The following is a 26275-nucleotide window of genomic DNA, read 5'->3' as shown; positions in this document are numbered from 1 at the left end:
GGCGCATTGTCCTTGTCACCTTGTTGAGGACGCGGGAATGTCTGCATGCGTGAGCCCACCGACCGTTTCATCACCGCAGCGTCAGCGCGGCGCAACGGCGCTGGAGTTCGGGCTGATCTTTCCGGCATTGTTCGTCCTCTTTTACGGCACGCTCACCTTCGCGCTGATCTTCACCGCACGCATGGGCCTGCAGCACGCCGCTGAAGAGGGTGCTCGCACGGCGGTGACCTTCCGCGTGGCGGCCGATGGAGACCCCTTGGACATTACCCAACTGCAGCTTCGCGAGAATGCTGCACGAGCCGCCGCTCTGGCTCAGGTGGGATGGATCAGCCGCTGGGCGCAGGTCACGGTCGAGACCCGGGTCTGCGCAGCTGACAGCGACTGCACGGTGGAAACCACCGATTGCGGCCGCGATCTCGCCAGCGCCTGCAAGATCTTTGTCACCGTGAGCTATCCCTATGGCAGCCGGCCCATCCTGCCATCGGCATTCGGGTTGCCCATTCCGGCAATGCTGAGCGGCGAAGCCAGCCTCATACTCGACGGTAGGATGCTCGGCTCATGAAGCTCACGAACAGGAAAGCCCAGCACGGCGCAGCGGCGATGGAATTCGCACTTTGCCTCCCCGTTTTTATGATTCTGGCGTGGGGTTTACTGAGTTTTGGGGCCCTCTTTTATACCCAGTTGGCGGTCTCTCGTGCGGCACACGACGGCGCCAATGCGATTGCCATGTTGCCGGCCGACACGGTGTTCGCAGAAGTGGAGGGCGAGAGCGAAACCGAAGGCGAGTCGACCCCTGAAAGTCCGCTGGAGGTCATTCGCGACTTGGTTCAGGCATCCCTGGCAGCAACGCCAATCGTGCCCGGCATTGTCAGTCTTCAGGGCCGTCGCGAATGGTTGAGCGGCCGCGAAGACTTGCGCATCACCGTCAATGACACCAGTGAGGACTGTGGCAGCCCTTGCGTCACGCTGCGAGTCGAATATCCCTATGGCAACGGAGTGCGGCTGCTGCCCACCATAAGCCTGCCGGGTCTGGGGGTGTTGTCATTTATTCCCGATCAATTGACCGCGCAAGCCGTGGTGGCTCGATGAAACAACTGCGTAACCGGCAACCCAGCCTCTCGGGCCGAACCCGCCAGGGCGGCGCTGTCTTGCTGTTCGCGGCACTGGGGATCAGTGCACTCATCGTCACCGCGTCGTTGATTGATTTGGGGCTGCTCTACCAATACCGTCGCGAATATCAAAAAACGGCCGATCTGGCTGCCTTGGCCGGTGCGGCTCAACTGGGGCTTGGCTGCGCCGAGGCCGAAGCGGCGGCGCGCCAGAATGCCGAGCAAAATCTCGGCGGCCTTCGGCATGACGCGCCGATCGTGGCGGCCGGTCAATGGCGGCGCAACGTCTCGCCCGGCTTCGTGATGGGCTGTGATCAGGACGCCAACGCCATCCGGGTGAGGATCGAGGGGCATCCGCCCGCCCTGCTCGCGCCACTGGTCACCGATGAAGATCAGCGCAGGCTCAGCGCCCAAAGCGTCGCAAGCAACAGTGATCCGGTGGCAACATTTTCAGTCGGAAGTCGGCTGGCAGCCCTCGGGGGGCCTTCGATTATCGGCGGCGTTCTGAAGGGCGTGGGGATTGATCTCTCTGCTGTGAATCTGTTGGATTACAACGGGCTTGCGGGGGTCATGATCACGCCGTCCGGCTTGCTGGCCGCTTTGGGGATTCCGGTTTCAGCCAACCTCAACGTCGCAGATTTCAATGCACTGCTCGCGGTCGAAGAGGTTTCACTGGGAGAACTGCTCGACGCTGCCGTGACGGTTGCGGGCCAAGACGAGCTGCTCGGCCTCAATGCCCAGCTATTGCAGGCGCTTCGGGCGCCGCTCGAAGTGTCGAGCATCGACGATATCGTGGTGCAGATCGGTTCTGATGACGCGGTTCGCGGTCTCTTTGCGGCAGTCACGTTGCCAGCGGATGCGGCCTTGAATGTCGAGCTGGACGCATTGGGGCTGGTCAGCGCGGCAATTCAAGTGGCGACCTCGGGACGTGGCGTCGATGTGGCGCTGGGCAGCTTGGGTGGCCTGGGCGCGCTGGGCGCTGACCTCGACGTCAAGGTGGGCGTGATTGAGCCGCCCTCAATCGGCATCGGCGGTGTCGGCGCCACGGCTTACTCGGCCCAGACGCGCGTGTTCGCGCACATCAAGCTGGACACCGATCAGATTCCGCTTGTCGGAAATCTTCTGGGCAGGCTTGCGGGCCCGGGCACGGGCACGAGCATCGATATCGATCTGCCGATCGTGATTGACCTTGCAGCGGCCAAGGGTACGGTTGAAGACCTTTGCACACGGCCGCTCAAAGAGCAGAACACCCCCCCGCAGTGTCCCGCTGGCGAGGACTGCAGCGAGATTGCGGTCGACGCGCAGATCGCCAAAATCTGCGTTGGCAGCATCGATCCCGAAACGATTTTCTCGACCAGAGAAAGTTGCGACGTCGGGCTCACCAGCCAGCAGTTGCTGAGGGTCAATCTTCTGGGAACCAACCTGGCTTCTCTGAGCACGAGCCTCGATGTGCCCGTGCTCGCGACCAACGGCAGCGTTGTGTTGGCTGCCGATCAGATGGATATCTTGAACGGCAACCTCGATCTGGGGACCACGATTAGCAACTTGACCGAGGCATTGCTGGCGGGGCTGCTCGGACAATCGCTGAACGCCAATCCCGTCTTGAGTGGCTCGCTGCGATCGCAGATTGCGAACGGCATCTGGCAGGAGGTGGGTGGTGATTTGTGTTTTGACGGAATGCCTGGCAGGGAATGTCGGCGTGACCGCATAGGCCCGGCTTTCGATGAGATCGAGAGCGCAGCCGGAGGCTTGAGAGGCTTCTTGGGCGACGCGTTGCTGAATCCTGTTTTGGGGTTGCTGGGATCGGCGCTGACTTTGAACCTGGGCGGCATCCTGCAAAGCGTTGGTGACCTGCTGGGTGGAGTCGGTGGCCTTTTGAGCGGTCTTCTCGGCGGGGTTCTTGACTTCCTGACGGGTAATCAATGTACGGGGGGCGGTTTGCTGGGTTTGGCGACGGGGAGCAACAGCGGATGCATCGACGAAATTGGCGGGGCATTGAGCGCGAATCCATCCGGCGGATCAACGTCGAACGCCCTTGCGGTGCTCCTCGGCAGTTTGGTTGAACTCCTCAAGCCGATTCTCGATGCCGTGGGCACAAATCTGTTGATGCCCCTGCTGCAGGACGTGCTGGGCTTACAGGTCGGTCAGACGGACATCACCATGATGGGCTTGGAGTGCCGCGCGGGGGCTGTGCTTGTGGAGTGACCCGATCCCGCTGCGAATCGCGCTGATTGCGTAACATTCACCGATGATGATCGGACTCTGGGTGGGTGGCTTGATCGGGCTGATGCTGCGCGGCATTCCCGGTGCGGTGATGGGCGCGGCGCTGGGATATTTCCTGGCGAAACCGATCTTGGGCGCGCTCGGCAAAACCAAAATCCTGCAGGTGCGTCGGGCGTTTCTCGACAGTACCTTCTCGGTGATGGGTGCGGTTTGCAAAGCCGACGGCGTGGTCTCGGAAGGCGAGATTCGGGTGGTCGAGCGTTTGTTTGGCCAGTTGCGGCTGAGCGCCGAGGGCCGCGAAGACGCGCGCCGCGCATTCAATCGCGGCAAGTCGGCGGGCTTCGACCTCGATGCCGAGGTGGCGCGCTTTGCCGCGACCTGCCGCGGTCAGGCCCCGCTGCTCAACATGTTTCTGCAGATGCAGCTTGCAGCGGTCGCCGCCGATGGCGTGGTGCACGAAAAGGAGCATGCGCTGCTGGTGCGCATTGCGCGCGGATTGGGCCTCTCAGAGGCTGACGTACGGCGCATGGAGGCGGCGCTGCGCGGTGGTGGGCGCGGTCCGTCCAAAGACGATCTGGCGGCGGCCTACGCCACCCTTGGCGTGCCGGCAGATGCCAGCGACAGTGACCTGCGGCAGGCCTACCGGCGACTGATGAGCGAGAACCACCCCGACAAGCTGGCCGCCAAGGGCTTGCCCGAGAGCATGCGTCCGATGGCCGAGGAAAAAACTCGCAACATCACCTCGGCCTACGACCGGATCAAGGCAGCGCGGGCCTGACTTGAGCCCAGGTTTGCCGGACCTTGCGGCTTTCCGGGTTTCAGCTCGGCATGTCGTCTGAGTGGGCGCGTCGATCGCCGGTTTCATGCCCCCCACCGCCCACTTGATGACTCAGTGGCCGGGACTGCCCCCGGCGGGGCACTCACTTTTCTACTGCTAGAAAAGTAAGCAAAAGAGCCACCCCATGTTTCGGCTTTGGGCTTTCAGCCCAAAGGCCCCTGCGCTTCTCGCGTCAGGCGGGCTTGCGCAAACTCGCTATCGCTCAGACAAGCGCAAGCCTTTTCGCCTGCCGCTGCGATGCTCGGCCGAAACAAAGGGGGAGGAACGTCACAAGCGAAAAGCCGGCGACGGCTTTTGCTGTTAAACCCCCGTCTGACCGGGCCGAGCATCGCAGCAGGGGCGGGATCAGACTCGCGGTTGTCTGAGCGAAGCGAGTTCCGCGAGGCCCCGCCTCTGCGAGAAGCGCAGGGCACCCCGCGTTAGCGGGGCCCGGCAGTGGGGCACCTTCTTTTGGTTCCCTTTTCTTGGTGTCAAGAAAAGGAACTGCACCGCCGGGGGCAATCCCGGCCACTGAGTCATCAAGTTGGCGGTGGGGCTCATGAAACCCAGCCGGCCAACAGGCCCATCAAAGCCAGCGGCGCGGTCGATGAAGCCCAACCAGAACCTTCAAAATGGGTCTGTCCATCGGGCGACTGGCGACGGGTTGCAACCAACTGCAAGGGTTCAATGCCCGCAAAGCGCGTCGCAAAACCACTGATCGCGAACCCTTAAACCTTGATGTCGGCCAGGCTGCCTACCTGCCGGTGCCCAACGGCGGGCACTGTCTTGTCGTCCCTCACGATCTGCCAGGTCTGCAACCCGGCCTCGCGCGCCGCATCGAGTTCGGCGCCAACATCTGAGAGAAACAGCATGGTTTCCGCCGCGCAGCCCGCCGCCTCGACGATGCGCTGGTAGCTGGCCGCCTCACGCTTGGCGCCGACGCGTGTATCAAAGTAGTCGGTGAACAGGGGCGTCAGATCGCCATAGGCGGTGTGGCCGAAAATCAGTTTCTGCGCCGTCACCGAGCCCGACGAGTAGACGTACAGCGCCAGCCCGTCCGCATGCCACTGGCGCAGCGCGACCGGCGTGTCTTCATAGACGTGGCCCTGCAGCTCGCCGGCAGCGTAACCCTCCGCCCAGATCATGCCCTGCAGGGCCTTCAGCGGTGTCGCCTTGCGGTCTTCGTCGATCCAGCGTTCCAGTATGTCGGCGGCATCGGCCAGCGACAGGTCGCCACCGACGATCTGCTCGACGGCATCGAGCTGGATGTGCACTTCATCGAGGTGCGCATTGGCCCTCAGCCAGTCTCGAATGCGCTGCCGGGCGTACGGGAACAGGGTTTCATGAACGAAATCGATGGACGACGTCGTGCCCTCGATGTCGGTCAGAATCGCGGAAATCGGTTGCGCCGTCATTCAGGCCGCCGCGCCCGCATAGGCGGGAAATTTCGACGCGATGGTATCGCCGGTGAAGTGCCCCACCCAGCCTTCAGCCTTGGTGAAAAAGCGGATCGCCTTGAACAGCGGTTTGGGCCCCATGTCGAACCAGTGCGTGGTGTGGGCGGGCAGCTCGATCAGGTCGCCGGCGGTACATTCGGTCATGAACACCTTGCCGTTCTTGCGGATGTAGAACACCCCGGCACCGTCGACGAAGAAACGGATCTCGAAGTCGTGATGCACGTGCTCGGCAAGAAATTTCTGCCGCGCTTCGGCAGCCTGCGGGTGGTCGGGGTACATGCCCATGACGTCCACAGATTCGAAGCCGTACTTGGCATTCAGCGCGGCCACCGAATGCTCATAGGCCTTGAGAACCGCGTCACTACTGGCGTCGGGCGAGAGCTTTTCGGTTGCGGCCCAACGCTGCATGGGCACGCCAATGGCGGCCAGCTCGGCCTGAATGGTCTCAAAGTTGTCGGTGTGCAGCAGCGGGTTTTGCGGGTCGGTATCGGCAAAAACGGTCAGTTGGGTCATCGGTCAAGCTCCATCGGTCGCCAGCTCTGTCAGTAGGCAGTCCAGCATGAATTCCAGCGCTTCCACGGCATAGCGTGCCTGCGCAACGTTTCGGCCCCAGGCATACAGGCCATGGCCGGCAATCAGGTAGGCGGGGAAGGGTGTCGCCCGCATCCGGGCGTCCACCTTCGCCGCCAGGCGCGCGATGTCCTGGTCATTCTCGAACACCGGCAGCACAACGGTCTCGCCCGGATCAGGTTGACCGGGCAACACCTTCATCAGTTCGAAACCGCTGAGGCTGACCCGCTCGAAGCGCCGCGACAACACCGTGTTGGCGCGCGAATGGGTGTGCAACACACAGCCCGCGTCAGCCAGATGCCCATACACCTGCACGTGCAGCCCGGTCTCGTAAGAAGTCTTGCGGCCGGCGTCCATTGCTTTGCCGTCAAGGTCGGTGACCAGAAACTGCGCCGGCGTCAACTCGCCCTTGTGACCGCCTGAGGCGGTGATCAACAACCGATCAGGGCCAACGCGCGCCGAAAAATTGCCGCCACTGGCTGGCACCCAGCCGCGTTGGTGAAACAAATGTCCTGCGGCAATCATCGCCTCAGTGGCGACGGCAGGGTCGGAATACGGCATGGTGTCGTTCATTGCGGCGAACTGTAAGCCACGCCCGAATGCGGAACAATGACAACCGATCCGATGTTCTATGGGGGCGTTGCATTCACCGTAGGGGTGGCGTGCCCCGATCCCCAACAATTCAATGCCGACACCAAGGAGGCAACCCGATGACCATCACCACCCGCACCGTGGACTACACCCACGATGGCAAAACCTTTCAGGCCTGCGTTGCCGCGGACAGCACGCTGCAGGGCCCGCGCCCGGTGGTCCTGGTCGGCCACCAGTGGGGCGGCCGCGATGAATTTGCCGACAACCACGCCAAACGCCTTGCCGCCGCTGGCTACCTCGGCGTCGCATGGGACCTTTATGGCAAGGGCGTGCGCGGTAACAGCATCGAGGAAAACAGCGCGCTGATGACGCCGCTCATGGAAAACCGCAGCGAGCTGCTGGCACGCATCAATGCCGCCGTCGCGGTGGCCAAGGCCCAGCCTGAGGCTGACGCGGATCGCATGGCCGCCATCGGTTACTGCTTTGGCGGCCTGTGCGTGCTCGACCTGGCGCGCAGTGGCGCTGATCTGCGCGGCGTGGTCAGCTTTCACGGCCTGCTCAAACCCAACGGCCTTGCGCCGCAGAAGATCAAGGCCAAGGCGTTGGTGTTGCACGGCGCTGACGACCCGATGGCGCCGATTGAAGATGTGGTCGCCTTTCGCGAGGAATTCACCGCCGCCGGCGGCGACTGGCAGCTGCACCTCTACGGGCACACCAAGCATGCCTTCTCGGTGCCGGGCGCCGACATCGCGGATCTGGGCATCCAGCACAACGCGGACGCCGAGCGCCGCTCTGCGGTCAGCGAGCGGGACTTCCTGATCGAGTTGTTTGGCTAGGCCCCACATTCATTACCCGGGAGTTGCCATGAATGAGTTCGCCGAATGGCCGCTGCGCGACGATGCCCTGCGTACGCCAGATGACCGCTTTACCGCGCTGCCCGAGTTTGACTACACGCCGCGCTTTGTCGCGGTGGATGGACTGCGCATGGCCTACGTCGAAGCCGGCCCGGCCGATGGGCCGGTGGTGCTGATGCTGCACGGTGAGCCCACCTGGAGCTATCTGTACCGAAAGATGATCCCGGTGTTCGCGGCGGCCGGCTTTCGCGCCATTGCCCCGGACCTGATCGGTTTCGGCCGCTCCGACAAGCTCAGGGCCATCGAGGATTATTCCTACCTCAAGCACGTGACCTGGGTGCGCGGGCTGCTGGATGCATTGTCACTCAAGGACATCTGCCTGATCGGCCAAGACTGGGGCTCACTCATCGGTCTGCGGCTGGTCGGCGAGCAACCCGAGCGCTTTGCCCGGGTGAGCATCGGCAACGGCGCGCTGCCCACCGCCGAGCAACCGCTACCGCTGGCGTTCGGCCTGTGGCGCGCGTTTGCGATCCATTCGCCATGGTTCCCGATTGGTCGCATTGTGCAAACCGCAAGCCTCACCCGGCTTAGCCCGGCGGAGGTGGCCGCTTACGACGCGCCGTTCCCGAGCAGTGCTTACAAGGCCGGCACCCGCGCGTTTCCGCGGCTGGTCCCCGACAAGGAAACCGACCCGGCAATCGCGGCCAACCGCGCAGCATGGAAGGCGCTGGCCGACTACACGCGCCCCTTTCTGACCTACTTCGGGCGCAACGACCCGATTCTGGGCAAGGCTGATCGTGTGCTCCATGCGCAGATTCCCGGCTGTACTGGGCAACCGCACCAGCGGGTGCGCGCCCATCACTTCCTGCAGGAAGACGTGGGCGCAGCCTGGGCCGAGGCCGTGGTCGCGTGGCATCAAACCTGAGCGGTCGTCCCAGGGTGGGGGTGTTCGCCAAGGCCCCGGTCGCGGGGTTTGCCAAAACCCGGCTGATCCCCGCACTTGGTGCCGAGGGTGCGGCCGCGCTGCAGGCCACGCTCACGCGCCGCGCCCTGCGCACGGCGGCTGCCAGCGGGGCGGAGGTCTGGCTCTGGTCGGCCGGTGATGTCGACCATCCGTTCTGGGCCGAACTGTCCGCCGAAGGTGCACCGCGTCGGGTGGCCCAGCAGGGTGACGACTTGGGCGCGCGCATGGCACACGCACTGATCACCATGCACGCGGGTGAGCATCCGGCGCTCATCATCGGCAGCGACTGCCCGGCGCTGACCGCCGCACACTTGGCCGCCGCAATCACCGCGCTGGACGACCACGATCAGGTGTTCATCCCGGCCGAAGACGGCGGTTACGTGCTGGTCGGCAGTCGCCGTCCGGATGCTGCGCTGTTCAGCGCCATCGACTGGGGCACGGACCAGGTGATGGCACAGACCCGCGTGCGGCTGCAGGCGCGGGGGGCGCATCATTGTGAACTGCCCGCCCTGTGGGACGTGGACGAGCCCGCCGACTGGCGCCGCGCCCACGCCGAGGGGCTGATCAGCTGATGCGCGATGGGCCTAGGCTTATTGTCGGCATGAATGCCGACCTGCGGGCGCGATGGTTGTAGGTCGGGTTTGAACCCGACGGCGCGCATCGTCAAGGCAGCTCTTAGGGGGGGCTTGGCCCACTGCCGAACCTTGGCCATTGGTGGGTCTTGACCCACCCTACGGCTCGGCGCGTCGCGCCATGGCGGCCGCCAGCGGCGCGGACAAACGCGCGGGGTGGCGGGCTAGGGCGTGTTCGGCCATTTCGTCCAGCCACGCGTCCAGGTCGGCCGGGGCATCGGGGCCGGCCTCGCGAGCGGGCAGCAGGGTCACGCGTTTGGCGCGGTAATCAATCACGGCGATGACCACCGGCACACCCGCGCCGCGCGCGATGTGGTGAAAGCCGAGCTTCCACTGCGCAGCCGCTTGGCGCGTGCCTTCGGGCGCCAGCAGCAGCCACAGTTGTTCGGCGTCGCGCAGCGCGGCAATGCTCTGTTCGATCACGCCGCCACTGACGCCGCGACGGATCGGCAGCGCGCCCAGGCGGCGTAGCAGCCAGCCCAGTGGGCCGATGAAGGCGCTGTCTTTGATGAAGGTGTGCGCCCGCAGGTCCATGGCGGTGAGCAGCAGCAGGCTGATCACACCGTCAAGGTTGGACGTGTGCGGCGCGCCAATCATCACGGCCTTGGGCACGTCGGGAAACGACCCGACCACTCGCCAGCCCATTAACTGCAGCAAGCCTCGGGCAATACCGCGCCAGACGCCACTGCGCCGTCTCGGGATCCGTGGCCCCAACGGCGGGAAGCGCGGTGCCATCAACTACCGCCAATCCGCTTTTCGAGCTGCGACAGGCGCTCGGGCGTGCCCACGTCGGACCACAATCCGCTGAACAGCTCGGCGGTGACCTGATGATCTTCGGCGGCCTTGCGCAGCCGCTTGGCGAGCTTGAAAGAACCTTTCGGCGCGCCTTCGAACAACGCTGGGTGCAGCACCGACACGCCGCTGAAGGTGTAGTTCGGCCCGGCGTCGAACACTCGCCCGGCCACCAGGCCGAAGTCACCCTTGAGGTTGTGCGGTGGATTGGGCACCAGCACCAGGTGTGCGAGGTCTTGCCCCGGCAAATGCATGCGCGCGAGGCGCTTGAGGTCGAGTCCGTCGATGTACACGTCGCCGTTGACCACCAGAAACTCGTCCTCACCGAGCAAGGGCAGCGCGTTGGCGATGCCGCCGCCGGTTTCCAGCGCCGGCCAGCCTTCGTGCGAATAGGCAATTTTCAGATTGAAGCGCTTGCCGTCACCCAGCACCTGCTCCAGTTGCGCGCCCAGCCAACCGGTGTTGATCACCACCTCGCGAATGCCGGCGCGCTGCAGTTGCCGCAACAGGTGGGCGATGAGCGGCTTGCCGCCGACCTCAAGCAGGGGTTTGGGCGTAACGTCGGTCAGCGGCCGCAAACGACTGCCGCGCCCGGCGGCAAGAATCATCGCCTTCATCGGTGCAACCCCAGGTGATCCATCAGCTTGCCCAGTGGCGCCATCTGCGGGTCGGCGGCGACGCGGTCCCGCAGGTAGCCGATAAACCGGGGCGCGTCTTCAAGATAGGCCGGCTTGCCGTCGCGGTAGCGAATGCGGGCGAAGATGCCCAGCACTTTCAGATGCCGCTGGGTGCCCATGCGCTCGGCCTGCAGGCAGAAGTCGGCGAGCGAACCCGGGACCGGCAACCCGGCGTCACGCGCCTGCTGCCAGTACGTGGCCAAGCCGGCATCAACCAGCGTCTGCGGCCAACTCAAAAAGGCGTCCTTGAACAGTGAGATGACGTCGTAGCTGATGGGCCCGCGCACCGCGTCCTGAAAATCGAGCACGCCGGGATTGGGCGCGCTGACCATCAGGTTGCGCGGCATGAAGTCGCGGTGCACGAATACCGTCGGCTGCGCCAGCGCGTTGGCCAAGAGCCGCTCGCAGACCGTGCCCCATAGCGCGGTCTCCGTTGCGGTGAAGGCGCGGCCCAGATGACGGCCGACAAACCAGTCGGGGAACAGGGCCAGTTCGCGTTCAAGCAAGGCCGTGTCATAGGTCGGCAGACCCGACGTATCGACCCGCAACTGCGCCTGGACCAGCGCCGCGCTGGCCTGGGCAAACCAGGCCAGCGCGGCGTCTGGCGTACGCGGCATGCCGTGCAGCCAGGTCTGGGTGCCCAGGTCGTCGAGCAGCAAAAACCCACGCGTCAGGTCTTGCGCGCGCACCGCAGGAACGTGCAAGCCGGCTGCGGCCAGTCGCGCGGCCACGTCAACAAACGGGCGACAGTCTTCCTGCGCAGGCGGCGCGTCCATCACGATGGCGCTACCCTCATCCCAGGTCAGGCGAAAGTAGCGGCGAAAGCTGGCATCGGCAGAAGCGGGCGCCCAACGGGCATCGGTCACACCCATGATCGCGCTGGCCCATTGACGGGCGGCCTCGGCCCTTTGATCTTGTTCGTGCGTCATTCGACCGTCAGCATAGCGCCACCCGAATCTCTCGAAGTGGTGCGTCATGGGCGACACTGCGCCCCTACACTGAGCCCGACGCGCCACCCAACCTTCCACCGTTGATGCCCTCTCGCCTTCATCTTCCGGCCCTCCGCTTTGCCGCGCTCGGCCTGTTTGCCACGAGCACCCTGTTGGCCTCTTCGCTGGCGCGGGCTGCCGGTGAGTGCCCGGCGTTCGCCGTGGTCGACGATGCACCCGAGCTTCGCTTTAGCGAGGATCTGACCATTACCGGCGACGTGCTGGACCTGATCGACGGGCGTGACTCCGAGGTCACGGGCGATGTCGAGTTGCGTGAACAGGACAATGTGTTGGTCGCGCAGCGCTTGACGCTCAATGCCGAAAGAGACGGTGTTTCGCTGCCGGACGGCGCCGTGTTCCGCAACCCCGAATTGATGGTCACCAGCCGGTCGGCGAAATTCAACCTCACGGATGAGTCGGGTACCTTCTTTGGCACCGACTTCGCGTTGACACAGCAAAATACGCGCGGCGGCGCCGAGGTGTTGGCCCTCGACAGTGGCGGGCGCATTCAGATGGATGGCGGGCGCTACACCTCCTGTCCGCCGCAGGCTGAGGCCTGGCGGCTCGACGCGCGTGAGATCAAGCTCGATGCCAACGAAGGTCTGGGCACCGCGCGCGGCGCCGTCATCCGCATCGCCGATGTGCCCATCTTGTACCTGCCTTACTTCCAGTTCCCCATTGATGACCGGCGCCGCACCGGGCTGCTGTTCCCTACCTTTGGCCAATCCGACAACACTGGCTTCGATCTGAGTTGGCCGGTGTATCTCAATTTGGGTCCGAACTATGACGCGACTGTGACACCGCGCCTGATGTCGGCACGCGGTCTGCAACTGGTCGGCGACGGCCGCTACCTGTTCCGCAACAGCCGCGGCAATCTGCGATACGAAACCCTGCCCAACGACACCGGCAGTGGTGCCGACGGCCGCTCGCGCAGCTACATCGACGGCCGCCACGAGGGCCTCATCAACGAACGGCTGGCGGTCGATGCGCGCTTTGCCGAGGTCAGCGATCAGCGTTATTTCGAAGACCTGGGCGGCGGCCTCGACCTTGCCGCGCTGACCCATCTCGACCGTAGCCTGCGAATCAATTACCAGGCACCCGGCAGCTACAACCTGACCGGCCTGATCCAGGATTACCAGACCATCGCGCTGAACCTGGCGCCGGAAGATGATCCGTTTCGCCGTCTGCCGCAGGTGCGCTTTGCCGCCCTCACACCCAATGACTGGCGCGGCGTGCGCGCCGGACTCGACAGCGAATACGTTTACTTTTCGCGCAGCAATTCCATCGAAGGTCAACGCATCGACGCGCGCCCCTACCTGCGCTATGAAACCGACCACCTCAGCCGATACACCATCGCCGAGGTCGACTGGCGGTACACCGTTTACGAGCTCACCGACAATCTTGCCGGCGCCTCACCCCGACCGTCACGCAGCCTGCCGACGGTGGGCGCCGAAACGGGTCTGCGCTTCGATCGCATCAACGCCTCTGGCGCGGTGCAGACGCTGGAACCTCGGCTGTTCTATCTGTACGCGCCTTTCGAAGACCAGACCGATCTCCCGTTGTTCGACAGCGGCGAGCCTGACTTTGACTTCACCCAACTGTTTGCGCGCAACCGTTACACGGGCGCCGACCGGGTTTCGGACGCCCACCACGTTGCGATGGCGGCCACGACGCGATTGCTCGACCCGGCGAGCGGCACAGTGCGCTGGAGTGCGTCGGTCGGGCAGATTTATCGGTTGCGCGCCCCGCGTGTCGCCCTGCCGGACGAGCCCGAACTGCCGGACAACGGGCCAACGGACTTCATCGCCAGTACCGAATACCAACTCAATACACGGCTCTCGGCCCAGGCGGCAACGCAATGGTCACCTGACGAAGAGACCTTTGAGCGCACCCAGCTGGGGCTGCGCTTTCGTGAGGGTCTGCGCGAGGCGCGCATCGCCTACCGCTACCGTGCAGACTTGCTGGAGCAGGCCGATCTCGCATTCCAGTGGCCCATCGCGGGTGGCTTTACCGCCAGCCACCTGTGGCGCTACTCGTTGCGCGAGCATCAGAGCATCGATCTGTTGGCGGGCTTGGGCTACGAGGACTGCTGCTGGGCGATCCGTGCCGCCTACCGGCGTTTTCTCACCGGCACCGAAGGGCGCTACGACAGCGGTATCTACTTTCAATTCGAACTCAAAGGCCTGACCCGCCTCGGTGGCGGCTTCAATCCCTTCCAGCCCCGGGCTGACGTCCCGCCCTGATCGACCTGCAGCCTCAGATGTTGCACGGTCCATGGATCGTTCGCCGCCGGGCACGGTCTGAGCGACGTGTTATCTTTTTCGGCTTGATTTTTCCGCCTTACCTGACCAGATCAACTTCGCTAATGAACTGTACCCTCCGGCGCCTGCTCCCCCTCTCCGTGCTCAGCGCGACACTCGCCGCTGTCAGCATCATGCCGGCTGGTGCCCAGCCGCTTGACCGCATCGCTGTCGTCGTCAACGACGGCGTCATTCTCGAATCGGAGATCGCCATCGCCACCCAGCAGGCGACCGAGCAGATCCGCACACGCGACGTCACCCCGCCGCCACCTGACGCCCTTCGTCGCCAGGTGCTCGACCGCCTGATCATGGTCCGTGTGCAGACCCAGCGTGCCGAAATGGCCGGCATCCGCATCGACGACCGCGAACTCAACGAGGTGCTCACCAATCTGGCGCAGGAAAATGACATGTCGCTGTCGCAGTTCGCCGACGCGCTGCGCTCGCAGGGCACCGACTACCTGACAGTGCGCGAGCAGATTCGCGACGAGTTGGCCATCAACCGCATCCGCGGCCGTGAAGTGGAGGGCCGCATCAACGTCTCGGAAAATGACATCGACATCCACCTTGCCCAGCAGGAGGGTCGAGCCGACGACGCCGAGTACCGACTGCAGCACATTCTCATCGGCCTGCGAGATGGCATCTCGCCCGATGAGCGCAATGAAGAGCTGGCGCGCATCGAGTCCATCCGCGAACGCATCGTCGACGGCGGCGAGTCGTTTGAAGCGGTGGCCATCGCAGAGTCGGACGGTCAGCAGGCGCTCGACGGCGGTGACCTGGGGATGCGCCCCGCCGAAGCCTTGCCAGCGGCTTTTGAAGAGGCCGCAGCCTCGCTGGAAGTGGGCGAGGTCAGCGACGTGATTGACGCGGGCGGCGGCTTTCATCTGGTCAAGCTGATTGAGCGCAAAGGCGGCGACCAGCGGCAAAACGTCGACGAGACGCGCGCCCGGCACATCCTGATTCAGCCCAATGCCATTCGCAGTGACGAGGAATCACGCACGCTGGCGCGTGAACTGCACCAACGCATTCTTGATGGTGAGTCGCTCGCCGAGCTGGCGGCCGAATACTCCGATGACCCCGGTAGCAAGAACAACGAGGGTGACCTCGGGTTCAATCCGCCGGGCGCGTTGGTGCCGCAATTCCAGGAGCGCATGGATGCCCTTGAGCCTGGCGAAATCAGCGAACCTTTCAGCACCCAGTTTGGTTGGCACATCGTTGAAGTGGTCGACCGCCGAACCCGTGACGTCACGGAGTTGGCAAAACGCGCCCGCGCCCGCAACGCCATCCAGAACCGCCGCGCCGCCGAGGAATACGACAGCTGGGCACGTCGCCTGCGCGCCGAGGCCTATGTCGAATATCGCATCGAGGGTGACAAGCCACCCGAAGACGACGAGGACGCCACCTGAGTCCGGCAGCCGGCGTGTGGCCCCGGCTGGTCATCACGCCGGGAGAGCCGGCGGGCATTGGCCCCGATTTGCTGATGCAATGGGTCGCAGACGGCCCGGCGCTGAACGCGGCCGTCATTGCGGTTGCCGACCCGGACATGCTTGCGGCGCGCGCCCGGCAACTCGGGCTCAGTGTTGATCTGGTCATCGACGAAACGCTGACGTTTGCACCGATCGCTGACGGCGCGTTGCGGGTCTTGCCGGTGCCACTGGCCCGGCCTGCCCAGCCCGGCATCCTTGACCCGGCCAACAGCGCTGCGGTGCTGACCGCGCTCGATACCGCGCTGCGCGCCTGCCTTGATGGCCGCGCCGATGCACTGGTCACCGGCCCGATGCAGAAGAGCGTCATCAACGATGCGGGCATCGCCTTTAGCGGCCACACCGAATACCTCGCCGAGCGCAGCGGCGGTGACCTGCCGGTGATGCTGCTGGTTGCCGGGCCACTGCGCGTGGCGCTGGTCACCACACACCTGCCGCTACGCGCCGTGGCCGATGCCATCACCGCTGAGCGCATTGTCGCCACCGCGCGGGTGCTCCATCACGATCTGATGCGTCATTTCGGCATTGCCGCGCCGCGTATTCTGGTGTGCGGCCTCAATCCGCACGCGGGCGAAGCGGGCCACCTCGGCCATGAAGAAACAGCCGTTATCACGCCGGCTCTGCAACAACTGCGCGCCGAGGGCATCAATGTCATGGGTCCGCTGCCGGCCGACACCCTGTTCACGCCGCAATACCTGGACCACGCCGACGCCGTGCTGGCGATGTACCACGATCAGGGGCTGCCGACCCTCAAGTACGCCGGCTTCGGCGAGGCCGTGAACATCACGCTGGGTTTGCCGCTGCTGCGCACCTCGGTTGACCATGGCACGGCACTTGATTTGGCGGGCAGTGGCCGCGCCCACGGCGGCAGTTTCAATGCCGCGTTGCGGCTGGCGGCGGACCTCGCCGTTCGGCGGCCTCGGCAGCGATGAGCGCGCATCAGGCGAGAAAGCGCTTCGGGCAGAATTTTCTGCACGACCGCGGGGTGATCGACCGCATTGTTCGCGCCATTCGTCCACGCGAGGGGGAGCGCATCATCGAGATCGGCCCTGGCCTGGGCGCGCTCACCGTTCCGTTGTTGGCGGCGCTCGGCCGCCTCGAAGTGATTGAACTGGACCGCGACATCGTTCCCAAGCTCACGGCAAGTTGCGCCGGACAGGGTGAGCTGACCATCACCCAGGCGGACGCGCTCAAGGTGGATTACACCGCGATGGCGCAAGGGCAAATGCTGCGCGTGGTCGGCAATCTGCCTTACAACATTTCCTCGCCGCTGCTGTTTCATCTGCTCGATCACGCCGACGCCATCCACGACATGCACTTCATGCTGCAAAAGGAAGTGGTCGACCGCATGTGCGCGTCCGCCGGTGACGCCGACTATGGCCGCCTGAGCGTGACCCTTGCCGCCCGTGCCAACGCCGAGCGGCTGTTCGTGGTTGGGCCTGGGGCGTTTCAGCCGGCGCCCAAGGTCGATTCGGCCATCGTCCGCCTGACGCCGCGCGCGCCTGACTTCACGATCAATGATCGAGCCGACTTCGAAAAACTGGTCACCGCCGCCTTCAGCCAGCGCCGCAAGCAGCTGCGCAATACGCTCAAGCAACTGATGAGCGTCGAGCAGATCGCCGCTTGCGACATCGACCCCAGCATTCGCGCCGAGCAATTGACGCCGGCCGACTTTGCCCGCCTTGCCAACACCCTGAGCGCCGACTGAGGTCGCCCTGGGGTCCGTCAACACGATTGGACTCGCTGCGGCCGAGTCGGCTCTGGCCCTAGGCGTCCGCGGTTTCCTGGCGCATCGCGGTGGCCAGAAACACCGGCCGAATGGCGTCGTCCAGATACTGCAGCGCCACCCGGACCGGAATCCACTCACCGTCGGCATTGCGGTGCCGCGTCGCGTAATGCACGACCTCAACCTGGCCGTCGCGCAGTGCCCTCAGCCACGACTGAAACGCTGCGCGGTCGAGCTCGGGAGCGATGCTTGGCAGCGACAATTGCGACCACCGCGCTGGCGGATAACCCAGCGCGGCCTTGGCCGCCGCACTGACCTCGATGAACGACAGGGTGTGGGCGTCCAGCACGAACGCCTGGTCGGCGCCCAGTTCAAACCAGCGACGCTCACGCTGCGCCATCACGTGCAGCTGTCCGGCCTCGCGCAGGTCGCGAACCGTCACCACCCAGCCGCGGTGATCGTCACGCAGGCGATGGGCACGCAAGGTCACGGGAAACGAGTGCGCATCGTTTCGCCAGGCCCGCACCGCGGGCGCATCAGCCTGGTCGGGCTCGAACGCGGCAAGCGTCAACTCGGGCATTTGCACAAACGGCACCGGGAACAGTTTGGCCAGTGTCAGCCCGCGCCATTGGTCGTCGGCATACCCGAACAGGGCGCTGGCGCAGCCGTGCGCGGCATGCACCGCACCGTTGCGATTGACGATCAGAATCGCTTCATCGAGCTGGGTCAGCGCCTCGCGCATCATCCGCGTCTCGGCTTCCAGCGCCGCCAGGGTGCCAAGACGGTGACTGGCATCGCTGAGGAGCATGGCGCCGCCGTCCCGGCCGCCACGGGGGTCGGCCATTACCTTGATATCGACCTGCTGCCGGGTGCCTGTGCGGTTCAGAAGCATCAGGGGGTTTTGCAGCACCTCGGGGGTGGGCTCGGCAAGCAAGGCTTGAGGCGTGACCGGCAACGGCTGGTCGTCGGCGCCGCGCAGGTGCAGCACGGTGGCCAAGGGGCGCGTTTGCGCGTCGCGCTCGCGCCAGCCGCTCCAACGTTCGGCCGGCGTGTTCATCGCCAGCACGCGACCCTCGGCGTCGAAGCGGATGACCGCCACGTCCAGCGCCCCCAGCAGAGCCAGTCCGGCACGGAGTTCAGCGTCGGGCGACGGCTCGGCGGCTGTCAGCGATGGTGCTGCCCGGCGGCCGCGCAGGCGGTCGCGCAGCAGATCCGGATCGGGTGCCGCGGCAGGGCGCAGTCGCCGCCACGCGGCCCAGATCAACAGGCCGCCGGCCACCAATAGCAAGCTGAGCCCGACACGGCGTAACGCCACCAGCGCGGCTGCGTCAACCTCGGCCTGTAGTTGCTTGAAACGGGTGAATTCAACTTGGCCCAGCGGCCGGGCCGCGTCATCTTCGACCACGGCCAACCCGCTGTCACCGGTCAGCCGATAAAGCTGTGTGCGCACCTGCACCCGGCGCAGGGTCGGCACCAGGGGCAGTCGCAACGATTCGAACACCCCGCCACTGGCGAGCACCTGCCCGGTGGCATCACGCACCGCCAGAAAACTCAGCGCCAGCCGTGCATCGGTCTGCAGGTCACGCACCTGCTGACGCACCGCCGGGGCATCGTCAGCGCGAAGCAGTGGACGGAACAACGCCGCAAGTTGGGCCTCGGTGGATGCCACGTCGAGCCGGGATTGCCAGTGCCAGCCGCAGGCCAGCGCAGCACCGCCGATCATCGCCAGTGCCAACGCCAGCAACAGCAGTCCGGTCGAAGACGGTCGCGGCGAGAAGTCGGCCACCCGACAATCGCTCAGCGCTGGAACAGCACGGGCTGCGCGTCCGTGACGTCAAACACGCGATAGTCGGCGTAGGCGATCTGGATGCCCAACTCTTCAAGCAGTTGCGTTGATAAGTCATCGATGACCGATGTCAGCGACAGATTCTGTGTCTCGTTATTGACAGTCACGGAAACCACATTGCTCGTCACGCCATCTACAAGTGCAGAAACCTCGGCGAGGAGAGTGCCTGCACCAAGCAGGCCGTTGACGAGGTTAGTAGCCTCATCCAACCCAAGCGGAAGCGGCTCGCCACTGATGCGAACTTCCAAGCTGTCTATAGTGATCTCCGGACCGGCCAGCGCTTCGTTGATGGCAGTCACAAGATCGGGTGCTGGACCAGACGGGTAACGTTGCAGCGGCTCCCCCGTTAGCGGGTCGTGCTGGCTATCCAACGTGAAATCCAAAGTGCCATTGCCGCCGTTACTGATCTCAATCGGTGCGACCGCTGAAACTGCGGCGACGACTTCGACATCCAGTGGCGAGGAGCCCCCGCCGAGCAAACCACCCAGCAAACCACCCAACAAGCTGTCGAGTGGGCCAACAAGGGCCTCAAGGCTTGAGCGGGTGGATTCGAGACCAAGTGACACCTGCAGATCAAGGTTGATCTCACCACCGGCCAGCCCGGTTTCGACATCAAGACGGACTTCAGGGTGCGGGCTCCCGGCACGGGGGCACTGGATATCCCGAACCCGGGCCTCGCCTGTCGCGGCGTTGAGCATCACCGACACGTTGCCGGTGACCGCGCCGCCGAGGGTGTCGATGGCAATGCTCGGTAACCCGACCGCGACTTGTCCGGAACTCGCGATGCCTTCATCGCTGCCGCTGCCATCGGGGACGCCCTGCGCGCCGGGCGTGCCGGGGTCGAGCACCTGAATGCTGCCACCGCTGCAGTCCAGCCCCAGGATTGAAAGCGCTGCAGGACAGTCGATGTTGATCGGCGCGCCGACGGCCAATTGCCGCACTGCCTGGCTGGTCAGCTGGCCGACGCTAATGATCAGGTCGCCTGCCGCGCCGACAATATCCGGGGTCAGTCCCAGCAGTTCATTGAGTCCCGAGACGCCGCCGCCCAGGTCGGCCGTGGCCAATTCGACCAGATCTGCGACCGCATTGAGCAGATCGGTGGCCGGGACCACATCAACCAGCAACTCGCCGAGCTCGCCCTGTTCCAGCGCTTCGGTCAGATCGCCCACAGAGACGCCGACACCCAGCAGGTTTCGGTAGTTAAGCACGCTGACGCTGGGGCTACCGCCCAGTACCCCCGCCAGCACCGGGTCAAGCAGCGATTGACTCAGGTCGACGCCGAGTAGGCCGCTACCGACCCCGAAGCTGGCCACCGGCCGACTGCGTGCCGAGGCCACGGCGACCATTTCGCGGTCGTCGTCGCTGCTAAACCCTGGGATCAGGCGCGGCGGAGTCGGTCGCAGCAACACCACCTGCACCGAGTCGTGCGCGGTGATGGCGCCTAGCGGCACGCCCTCGTCGTCGAACAGCGGGTCGAACTGCCGCACGCCGGCGTCGTCGACCCGCATGATCCCGAGTCGCACCTGACCGCCGCCGTCAATCCATGACGGGTCGCCGCCATTGCGAATCAGCGAGGCGCGCGCCTCATCGATCGCGGTTGCGAGCGGGCTGGGCCCGCGCGCGGCGGCACCGAAGCAGCCGCCGGCGAGCCGCGAGGCATCGAGCGCCGCCACGTTGGCAATGCGCTGCAGACTCCGCTGGGCGGCGTAGAGACGGGCAAGGTCAACCGTGAGGCCCACCGCGATCAGGCCAAGAATGGCCGTGACCGCGCCCATCACTGCAGCAGCACCACGCTGGCGCTGGCGCCCGGACTTCACCGGATTACTGGCTCTGGCCACCGCTGCCAAAGCCCTCGCGTTCGAAGGTCTCGGGAATGGGCTGGCTGAAGCTTTCAAGGTGCCGCTCGTAAACCCGCGTCGCCACTTCGCCGCTCATGGGTCGTGGGTCGGTCGGGGCGGCCACGCCGCTTTTTTGCAGATCCATCCAGGCGCGCGTTTCGCTGCCCGGGGGCGGCTGTGCGTTGGCCGGCAGTCGTCCCGGCGGTTGTGCCTGGGCCGCAACGCTGAAGCCGGCCGCCATCACAGCGCCAAAAATTATTGATCGGTTCATTGCAAGGTCCTCGGGGTACGGGTGGAGGCCGACTGGAACTGCCGGGCACGCTGTTGCAAACGGGCAAAGCCTGCGTCGTCGACGCCGCTGTTCTCGGCCATCTCCAGCGCGCGACGGGCATCGCCACTGGCCAGCAGCAGCAGAATCAGATTGTTGCGAATACGGGGTTCATTGGGTGCCAGTTCGGCGGCGGTGGCGAGCTGGGTCAAGGCCGCGTCAAAGTTGCCGGAACTGAGATAGGCGTAACCCAGGTCATTGCGAAATTCTGACGCGGTTGGTTTGCTGACCACGGCGGCCTGCAGATGGCCAAGGGCCTTCGCGGCCTGGCCGCGCTTGGCGGCAATCAGGCCGAGGCCATGCTGTGCCTCGGCGGCGTAGCCCGTGCGCGCGAGCGAGACGAACAGTTGCTCGGCCGCTTCAAGCTCGCCCAGGCGGCGGCGGGCATCGCCCTCCAGCCAGCGCAGCATTGCGCTGTCGCCGATCGACATCCGCTGCGCCTCGATGTGGGCGATGGCGGCGTAATACTGCTGCTGGTCAATCATGTTGCCGATCAGCTCAAGGTGTAGTTCGCTGTCGGTTGCTGAGGCGTTGTTGTCGGCCTGTGGCACCTGGGTGCGACGTTGCAAATCGCTGGCGGGATCGTCGGTCATGCGGATGGGACCGGCACGACCGATGGGCGCGTCATCAATCCGCTGCTCAACACGGCCGGTCGGCCCGACGCAGCCACTGACCAGCACGGCCAGCAACACGGCCGGCAGCCACAACGGGCGGTCAGCCCGCAACATCGCCAAGCGCCTTGATGATGGACATGAAAGCGGGACCGGCAACGAAGATCAGCAGCGCCGGGAAGAAGAACAGCACCATGACCACGGTCATGCGGCCGGACAACAGGTTGACCTTTTCGCGCAGTGTCAGGCTGCGCCGCTCTTCAAGCACCGACAGCGCCTCAAGAAGAGGCTCGCGCACTTCACCACCGAAGCGATCCACCTGTCGAAGTACGGCAAGGACGGTGGACAGCTCTTCGACATCCATGAGCTTGCCCAGCGCTTTCAGGGATTCGTCAGTGTCGGCACCGGCATCGATGCTGCGCAGCAGAATCTCGAACTCGGTACCGAGCTCAGGCAGCACGCCGCCGCCTTCCTTGACGATGGAGGCAATCGCCTGGCGCGTCGACAAGCCGGCTTCGAACAGCAGAATCAGCAGGTGCACGAACAGGGGCACCTCGGATCTGACGCGGGCGCGACGCTTTTCGGCGGCACCGCGGAGTACCCAGCGTGGAATCAAGACCGAGAAGGCAAAGGCGGCAAATCCGCCGCCGAGCAGGAACAACATTTTTTGCGGGTGCTCGGCGCCGAAGAGCCAGTAAGCGATGACGAGCATGATGCCCACCAGCGGCACGGCGCCCTGAAAGCTGTACCAAGCCACCTTGGCCTGCGCGCTGCGCCAGCCCGCCTGCAGCATCAGCGTTGCACTCACGTTTTCAGGGTCGACCCAGCCTTCGATCGCCTTGCCACTTTTGGCGACCCGGTCGATCAGCCCCTGGGGTGCGGCGGCGGCGTTGTCACCGAGGTCGGTTGCCGTCATCCGTGGTGCCACGCGGGCACTGAGGTGCGCGCGTTGCCGCGAGCCCTGGACCACCATCCAAAGCACAAGACCGAGCGCGCCGATCACCAGCACGGTGAGCGTGGCCAGCCCGCCGAAGATCAGGGCGCTCATGTGGGGTCGTCCGTGCTGCGCATCATCTTCACCAGCACGACGATGCCGGCCAATTGCATGCCCAGCGAGATCAACATCATCAGCCGGCCGCCGCTGTCTTCGAGAATGGTCGTGTAGTACGCCGGGTTTTGCAGGTAAACGTAAAGCGAAATACCGATGGGCAGCACCGACAGTACGACCGCCGAGAACCGGGTTTCGGCGGTCAGTGCGCGCAGCTCGCGCGAGGCCATTTCGCGGGCACGGATGGCGGTGACGAGGCTGCGCAGAATGTTGCGCAGCGAGCCGCCGTATTTACGGTTGATGGCGGCGGCCATGGCCATCACCTTCAAGTCACGCAGTTGGTGAATTTCGGCGGCTTCCATCAGCACGCTGTCGGTCGGGGCGCCAAGCCGCACCTGGCGACCGACGCTGGCCATCAAGGGTTGCAGCGGCTCGGGCGCTTCCCGTGCCGCGACCGCCAACGACTCTTCGAGGGTATTGCCGGCCGACAGAACGCGCATGGTGGCCTCCAGATAGCCGGGCAGTTGTTCGAGCATCAGCGCGCGCCGCGCCGAGGCCTTGCGGCTCATCCACGCCCAGCCCAGCACGATGGCCAGCCCGCCGATGCCCAGTGCGCCCAGCCAGCCAGTGAGCAGAAACAACACAGGTCCGATCACCAGCACGGCAGGCAGCCAGATACGGAACACTTTTTCGGGTGCCACCTCGGAGCCGGTACGCCATAACAGCGTGCACAGCCAGCGCGTGACGGGGTCGCGGATGGCGTCCTTGCGTGGCCGGTAGCGCTCGATCTGGGCGTCGTCATCGTCGAATTCGCCTTCGGCCCGCAGACGCAGGCGCTCACCGCGCTTTTTCTCTTGCGCTGACGCGCGCAGAAACAGCGTCAAGGCCACGCCGGCAAGCACCAGCATCGCCACCAGCAACAGCAGCGTCAGGTTCATGACAGGCCTCGCTGGTCGATGTGGCCAGCGGCGTCATGGTCGTAGCGGAACACGCTGCGCAGGTTCAGACCGCTGCTGCTGGTGTCCAACACTTCGGCAATCTGCGTCACCCGGCGCTCGCCGCCCGGCAGTCGGGCCACTTGCACCATCAGCTGAATGGCACTGGCCACCTGCGCGCGCAGCGTCACTTCACTGCCGGAGAAGCCCGCGAAGTTGGCCAGCAGTTCAAGGCGGTTGAGCGCGTCCTGCAACGAGTTGGCGTGCAAGGTGGTCATCGAGCCGTCGTGGCCGGTGTTCATCGCCTGCAGCATGTCGAGCACTTCGTCGCCGCGCACTTCACCCACAATGATGCGGTCCGGGCGCATGCGCAGTGCGTTGCGCACCAGGTCGCGGGCGTTCACGGCGCGCTCGCCTTCCAGGTTGGGCGGGCGGGTCTCAAGGCGGACGACGTGGCGGTGTTCAAGCCGCAGCTCGGCCGCGTCCTCGATGGTAATGACCCGCTCGGTTTGCGGAATCCACTGCGACAGCAGGTTCAAAAATGTGGTCTTGCCCGAGCCGGTGCCGCCCACCACGATCAGGTTGGTGCGCTGCTGCACCCGTTCGCGCAGGTAGGTCAGCATGTCGGGCGTGGCGCTGCCGTAGCGCACCAGATCGGCTTCGGTGAGCGCCTGCTTGCGGAATTTTCGAATTGACAGACAGGGCCCGTCGAGCGCAATCGGCGGGATGATGGCGTTGACGCGCGAGCCATCCGGCAGGCGCGCGTCGACCATGGGGGTGGACTCGTCCACCCGCCGCCCAAGCGGCGCAAGAATGCGCTGAATGACACGAATCACGTGCAGGTCATCGGCAAAGCGTACCGGCGCACTTTCGAGCACGCCGTTTCGTTCGACGAACACCGTGTTGGGGCCGTTGACGACGATGTCGTTGACGGTGTCGTCATTGACCAGCGCCTGGATCGGGCCGAAGCCGGTGAGCTCGTCCTGGGCATCGCGCACCAGCACTTCGGACTCGCGCTGGTTGACCGGCAGTCGCTGATCGACCACAAAGCGACGCATCTGCTCCGACACGAAGCGCTCGGTCTTGGTGGCATCCCAGTCGTCGATATCGAGGTTGCGTTCCTCGATCTGCTGAATCAGGTGCCGGTGAAAATTGCGCTTGATCTGCTGATAGGCCTCCGACAGGCGGAAGCGTTCGATCGGCGTGTCGGCGGCGGTCCCCATTAGCTGATCCACCGCTTGAGCAGCCCGGACTGGGTCTTGGGCGCGGCCATGGTGTCGGTCTGGTCGCGCAGGCTGCGCGCAAGTTCGCGAATGTCGTTGACGAACGGGTCGCGTGGAAACAGCTTAAACATCGGATCGCCGGTGTTCATCGATTGGATGCGCGCCGCCGGTTCACCGGTGAGCGTGCCCAGCAGGGGAATCTCCAACAGCTCGGCAAGGTGTTCCGGCTCAAGGCCCAGGCGCTTTTGGTAGGCATCGACCAGCAGGCCGATGCGCGGCAGGCTGACGCCGTCCATGCGCAGGGCGCGCAGCAAATGCTTGCTTTGCCGGGAGCGCAGAATCGATTGATCTGCCAGCCACACCAGCCGGTCAGCCAGCGGCAGCACGCTGGACAGCACCGGCACGCCGGCATGGCCGTCGATGCCCATCACGATCTCGGTGAACAGTCCGCGCAGCACACCAATCAAGCGGCCCAGGGTCTCTGCATCAAGCTGTGGCGCACCCAACAGGTTTTCCGGCAGCGACAGCACGTAGACCCCCGAGCTGTGCCTGACGAAGGCCGTGTCGATCAGCGTCTGGTCACAGCGGTAAACGTCACCGAGCGCATCGAGCACGGTGTAGGCGGCCGTGAGGTTGAGAAAGATGGAACCCGCCCCGGCGGGCGAGGCGCAATCCAGCAGCAACACGCGACGGCTAGGGTCGCTTTGGCGCCGTTCAAAACCGTCCGCCAGCGCCAAGGCCAGGTGCGCGGTGGTGAAGCCGATGCCGTCCAGCGGATGGCTGGAGGCCACCGTCCAGACCTTGCCCTGCTGTTTGGCCGGTTTGGCCGTGGTCGGGTTGGCCTGGGAGCGGCGCATCAGCCGCGCGGCGGACTGCGCCAGGCTGGCGTCGTCGCGGTGCATGACCCAAAAATCACGGGCGCCGGCGCGCATCGCCTGCAACACCACGTCGGGGTGCGGCTCACGGCCGATGGCGGCCACGGCAACATCGGGCAGGTGGTCGAGTAACTGTTCGAGCATGGCGCAACGACGCTCGACCTCTGCCACGTCCATTTCGAACAGCACCAGATCGGCCTTGGCCATGCGGTCGAGCTGGTCGACAAAATCGGCTGGGCTCACCACCCGCAGTGGTGTGAACTCCACGCCGTCAATCGCGTGGGCCAGCCAATTGACGAAGGCCGGGTCTGAGGCGATGACGTAAGCGGTGGGTTTCATCGGATCAATCTTTTTTTCGTGAACCGCATTTTGCTCCCCTCTCCCGCAGG

Annotated in this window: 25 protein-coding genes; 11 read left to right on the top strand and 14 right to left on the bottom strand. The window is 64.9% G+C overall.

The features are described from left to right. Positions 1–37 precede the first annotated feature (37 nt). From U741_RS18125 to djlA, 4 genes are read left to right on the top strand one after another with little or no spacing between them, the layout of a single operon-like run. Positions 38–562 carry a TadE/TadG family type IV pilus assembly protein gene (locus tag U741_RS18125; protein WP_152551450.1) on the top strand — a complete coding sequence of 175 codons (525 nt, stop codon included), beginning with the start codon at positions 38–40 and terminating at the stop codon, positions 560–562. Further along, the gene (locus U741_RS0101130; protein ID WP_084154588.1) at positions 559–1089 is read left to right on the top strand and encodes a TadE family protein; all 531 of its coding nucleotides are present in this window, start codon (positions 559–561) and stop codon (positions 1087–1089) included. The genes U741_RS18125 and U741_RS0101130 overlap by 4 nt, the downstream gene beginning before the upstream one ends. Continuing rightward, complete coding sequence (locus tag U741_RS0101125; RefSeq protein ID WP_029888658.1) at positions 1086–3314, top strand: pilus assembly protein TadG-related protein; 2229 nt, start codon at positions 1086–1088, stop codon at positions 3312–3314. The genes U741_RS0101130 and U741_RS0101125 overlap by 4 nt, the downstream gene beginning before the upstream one ends. A 43-nt stretch (positions 3315–3357) precedes the next feature. Beyond that, complete coding sequence (gene djlA / locus U741_RS0101120; RefSeq protein ID WP_029888657.1) at positions 3358–4110, top strand: co-chaperone DjlA; 753 nt, start codon at positions 3358–3360, stop codon at positions 4108–4110. A gap of 767 nt (positions 4111–4877) precedes the next feature. Here djlA and mtnC read toward each other — a convergent pair. From mtnC to U741_RS0101105, 3 genes are read right to left on the bottom strand one after another with little or no spacing between them, the layout of a single operon-like run. After that, positions 4878–5564, bottom strand: coding sequence for an acireductone synthase (mtnC, locus tag U741_RS0101115; protein WP_029888656.1), 687 nt, complete (start codon positions 5562–5564; stop codon positions 4878–4880). Then, positions 5565–6119: a 1,2-dihydroxy-3-keto-5-methylthiopentene dioxygenase gene (locus tag U741_RS0101110; protein ID WP_029888655.1), complete on the bottom strand. Its 555-nt coding sequence runs from the start codon at positions 6117–6119 to the stop codon at positions 5565–5567. A 3-nt stretch (positions 6120–6122) separates the two neighbouring features. Further along, entirely contained in the window at positions 6123–6749 is a 627-nt protein-coding gene (locus U741_RS0101105; RefSeq protein ID WP_084154587.1) for a methylthioribulose 1-phosphate dehydratase, read from the bottom strand. Between the two features lie 137 nt (positions 6750–6886). Here U741_RS0101105 and U741_RS0101100 point away from each other — a divergent pair, with 137 nt between their 5' ends. From U741_RS0101100 to U741_RS0101090, 3 genes are read left to right on the top strand one after another with little or no spacing between them, the layout of a single operon-like run. After that, a complete protein-coding gene (locus U741_RS0101100; RefSeq protein WP_029888653.1) occupies positions 6887–7603 on the top strand; it encodes a dienelactone hydrolase family protein in 717 nt (238 codons plus the stop codon). A 28-nt stretch (positions 7604–7631) separates the two neighbouring features. Next, complete coding sequence (locus U741_RS0101095) at positions 7632–8546, top strand: haloalkane dehalogenase (RefSeq protein ID WP_029888652.1); 915 nt, start codon at positions 7632–7634, stop codon at positions 8544–8546. After that, positions 8531–9157 carry a TIGR04282 family arsenosugar biosynthesis glycosyltransferase gene (locus U741_RS0101090; RefSeq protein ID WP_029888651.1) on the top strand — a complete coding sequence of 209 codons (627 nt, stop codon included), beginning with the start codon at positions 8531–8533 and terminating at the stop codon, positions 9155–9157. Before U741_RS0101095 ends, U741_RS0101090 begins: the two co-directional genes overlap by 16 nt. A gap of 159 nt (positions 9158–9316) precedes the next feature. Here U741_RS0101090 and U741_RS0101085 read toward each other — a convergent pair whose 3' ends face one another. The 3 genes from U741_RS0101085 to U741_RS0101075 are packed head-to-tail and all read right to left on the bottom strand — an operon-like array spanning position 9317 to position 11615. After that, positions 9317–9952, bottom strand: a complete 636-nt coding sequence (locus U741_RS0101085) for a 1-acyl-sn-glycerol-3-phosphate acyltransferase (RefSeq protein WP_029888650.1) — start codon at positions 9950–9952, stop codon at positions 9317–9319. Next, on the bottom strand, positions 9952–10626 hold the full coding sequence (murU, locus tag U741_RS0101080; protein ID WP_029888649.1) for an N-acetylmuramate alpha-1-phosphate uridylyltransferase MurU: 675 nt from the start codon (positions 10624–10626) through the stop codon (positions 9952–9954). The genes U741_RS0101085 and murU overlap by 1 nt, the downstream gene beginning before the upstream one ends. Continuing rightward, positions 10623–11615: an aminoglycoside phosphotransferase family protein gene (locus U741_RS0101075; RefSeq protein ID WP_029888648.1), complete on the bottom strand. Its 993-nt coding sequence runs from the start codon at positions 11613–11615 to the stop codon at positions 10623–10625. Before U741_RS0101075 ends, murU begins: the two co-directional genes overlap by 4 nt. Before the next feature lie 173 nt (positions 11616–11788). Between U741_RS0101075 and U741_RS17505 the strand changes: the two genes are divergently transcribed. The 4 genes from U741_RS17505 to rsmA all read left to right on the top strand — a co-directional run bounded on the left by U741_RS17505 (position 11789) and on the right by rsmA (position 17164). Further along, positions 11789–13918: an LPS-assembly protein LptD gene (locus tag U741_RS17505; RefSeq protein ID WP_161776088.1), complete on the top strand. Its 2130-nt coding sequence runs from the start codon at positions 11789–11791 to the stop codon at positions 13916–13918. A 122-nt stretch (positions 13919–14040) separates the two neighbouring features. Continuing rightward, positions 14041–15378 (top strand): peptidylprolyl isomerase, encoded by a 1338-nt coding sequence (locus U741_RS0101065; protein ID WP_052378375.1) that lies wholly within the window; start codon positions 14041–14043, stop codon positions 15376–15378. Next, positions 15375–16388 carry a 4-hydroxythreonine-4-phosphate dehydrogenase PdxA gene (pdxA, locus tag U741_RS0101060; protein ID WP_029888645.1) on the top strand — a complete coding sequence of 338 codons (1014 nt, stop codon included), beginning with the start codon at positions 15375–15377 and terminating at the stop codon, positions 16386–16388. The genes U741_RS0101065 and pdxA overlap by 4 nt, the downstream gene beginning before the upstream one ends. Then, positions 16385–17164: a 16S rRNA (adenine(1518)-N(6)/adenine(1519)-N(6))-dimethyltransferase RsmA gene (rsmA, locus tag U741_RS0101055; protein WP_029888644.1), complete on the top strand. Its 780-nt coding sequence runs from the start codon at positions 16385–16387 to the stop codon at positions 17162–17164. Before pdxA ends, rsmA begins: the two co-directional genes overlap by 4 nt. Positions 17165–17222: 58 nt before the next feature. Here rsmA and U741_RS0101050 read toward each other — a convergent pair whose 3' ends face one another. From U741_RS0101050 to U741_RS0101015, 8 genes are read right to left on the bottom strand one after another with little or no spacing between them, the layout of a single operon-like run. Next, complete coding sequence (locus U741_RS0101050; RefSeq protein ID WP_029888643.1) at positions 17223–18968, bottom strand: PAS domain-containing protein; 1746 nt, start codon at positions 18966–18968, stop codon at positions 17223–17225. A gap of 11 nt (positions 18969–18979) precedes the next feature. Next, entirely contained in the window at positions 18980–20866 is a 1887-nt protein-coding gene (locus U741_RS0101045) for a Tad domain-containing protein (protein ID WP_152551449.1), read from the bottom strand. Next, positions 20850–21137, bottom strand: a complete 288-nt coding sequence (locus tag U741_RS0101040) for a DUF3613 domain-containing protein (protein WP_084154586.1) — start codon at positions 21135–21137, stop codon at positions 20850–20852. Before U741_RS0101040 ends, U741_RS0101045 begins: the two co-directional genes overlap by 17 nt. Further along, complete coding sequence (locus U741_RS18120) at positions 21134–21922, bottom strand: tetratricopeptide repeat protein (protein ID WP_052378374.1); 789 nt, start codon at positions 21920–21922, stop codon at positions 21134–21136. The genes U741_RS0101040 and U741_RS18120 overlap by 4 nt, the downstream gene beginning before the upstream one ends. Then, positions 21909–22853 (bottom strand): type II secretion system F family protein, encoded by a 945-nt coding sequence (locus U741_RS0101030; protein ID WP_029888639.1) that lies wholly within the window; start codon positions 22851–22853, stop codon positions 21909–21911. The genes U741_RS18120 and U741_RS0101030 overlap by 14 nt, the downstream gene beginning before the upstream one ends. Continuing rightward, positions 22850–23791, bottom strand: coding sequence for a type II secretion system F family protein (locus U741_RS0101025; RefSeq protein WP_029888638.1), 942 nt, complete (start codon positions 23789–23791; stop codon positions 22850–22852). The genes U741_RS0101030 and U741_RS0101025 overlap by 4 nt, the downstream gene beginning before the upstream one ends. Further along, complete coding sequence (locus U741_RS0101020) at positions 23788–25011, bottom strand: TadA family conjugal transfer-associated ATPase (RefSeq protein ID WP_029888637.1); 1224 nt, start codon at positions 25009–25011, stop codon at positions 23788–23790. Before U741_RS0101020 ends, U741_RS0101025 begins: the two co-directional genes overlap by 4 nt. Next, positions 25011–26225 (bottom strand): CpaE/TadZ family protein, encoded by a 1215-nt coding sequence (locus U741_RS0101015; protein WP_029888636.1) that lies wholly within the window; start codon positions 26223–26225, stop codon positions 25011–25013. Before U741_RS0101015 ends, U741_RS0101020 begins: the two co-directional genes overlap by 1 nt. Between the last annotated feature and the right edge of the window lie 50 nt (positions 26226–26275).

This window comes from Polycyclovorans algicola TG408 (assembly GCF_000711245.1).
Taxonomy (GTDB): Bacteria; Pseudomonadota; Gammaproteobacteria; order Nevskiales; family Nevskiaceae; genus Polycyclovorans; species Polycyclovorans algicola.
This window is presented reverse-complemented; position numbering and strand designations above follow the sequence as displayed.

Coding starts and splice junctions, on each gene's coding strand:
- U741_RS18125 (WP_152551450.1), top strand. CDS start 38: ATGTCTGCATGCGTGAGCCCACCGACCGTTTCATCACCGCAGCGTCAG.
- U741_RS0101130 (WP_084154588.1), top strand. CDS start 559: ATGAAGCTCACGAACAGGAAAGCCCAGCACGGCGCAGCGGCGATGGAA.
- U741_RS0101125 (WP_029888658.1), top strand. CDS start 1,086: ATGAAACAACTGCGTAACCGGCAACCCAGCCTCTCGGGCCGAACCCGC.
- djlA (WP_029888657.1), top strand. CDS start 3,358: ATGATGATCGGACTCTGGGTGGGTGGCTTGATCGGGCTGATGCTGCGC.
- mtnC (WP_029888656.1), bottom strand. CDS start 5,564: ATGACGGCGCAACCGATTTCCGCGATTCTGACCGACATCGAGGGCACG.
- U741_RS0101110 (WP_029888655.1), bottom strand. CDS start 6,119: ATGACCCAACTGACCGTTTTTGCCGATACCGACCCGCAAAACCCGCTG.
- U741_RS0101105 (WP_084154587.1), bottom strand. CDS start 6,749: ATGAACGACACCATGCCGTATTCCGACCCTGCCGTCGCCACTGAGGCG.
- U741_RS0101100 (WP_029888653.1), top strand. CDS start 6,887: ATGACCATCACCACCCGCACCGTGGACTACACCCACGATGGCAAAACC.
- U741_RS0101095 (WP_029888652.1), top strand. CDS start 7,632: ATGAATGAGTTCGCCGAATGGCCGCTGCGCGACGATGCCCTGCGTACG.
- U741_RS0101085 (WP_029888650.1), bottom strand. CDS start 9,952: ATGGCACCGCGCTTCCCGCCGTTGGGGCCACGGATCCCGAGACGGCGC.
- murU (WP_029888649.1), bottom strand. CDS start 10,626: ATGAAGGCGATGATTCTTGCCGCCGGGCGCGGCAGTCGTTTGCGGCCG.
- U741_RS0101075 (WP_029888648.1), bottom strand. CDS start 11,615: ATGACGCACGAACAAGATCAAAGGGCCGAGGCCGCCCGTCAATGGGCC.
- U741_RS0101065 (WP_052378375.1), top strand. CDS start 14,041: ATGAACTGTACCCTCCGGCGCCTGCTCCCCCTCTCCGTGCTCAGCGCG.
- rsmA (WP_029888644.1), top strand. CDS start 16,385: ATGAGCGCGCATCAGGCGAGAAAGCGCTTCGGGCAGAATTTTCTGCAC.
- U741_RS0101040 (WP_084154586.1), bottom strand. CDS start 21,137: ATGAACCGATCAATAATTTTTGGCGCTGTGATGGCGGCCGGCTTCAGC.
- U741_RS18120 (WP_052378374.1), bottom strand. CDS start 21,922: ATGTTGCGGGCTGACCGCCCGTTGTGGCTGCCGGCCGTGTTGCTGGCC.
- U741_RS0101030 (WP_029888639.1), bottom strand. CDS start 22,853: ATGAGCGCCCTGATCTTCGGCGGGCTGGCCACGCTCACCGTGCTGGTG.
- U741_RS0101025 (WP_029888638.1), bottom strand. CDS start 23,791: ATGAACCTGACGCTGCTGTTGCTGGTGGCGATGCTGGTGCTTGCCGGC.
- U741_RS0101020 (WP_029888637.1), bottom strand. CDS start 25,011: ATGGGGACCGCCGCCGACACGCCGATCGAACGCTTCCGCCTGTCGGAG.
- U741_RS0101015 (WP_029888636.1), bottom strand. CDS start 26,225: ATGAAACCCACCGCTTACGTCATCGCCTCAGACCCGGCCTTCGTCAAT.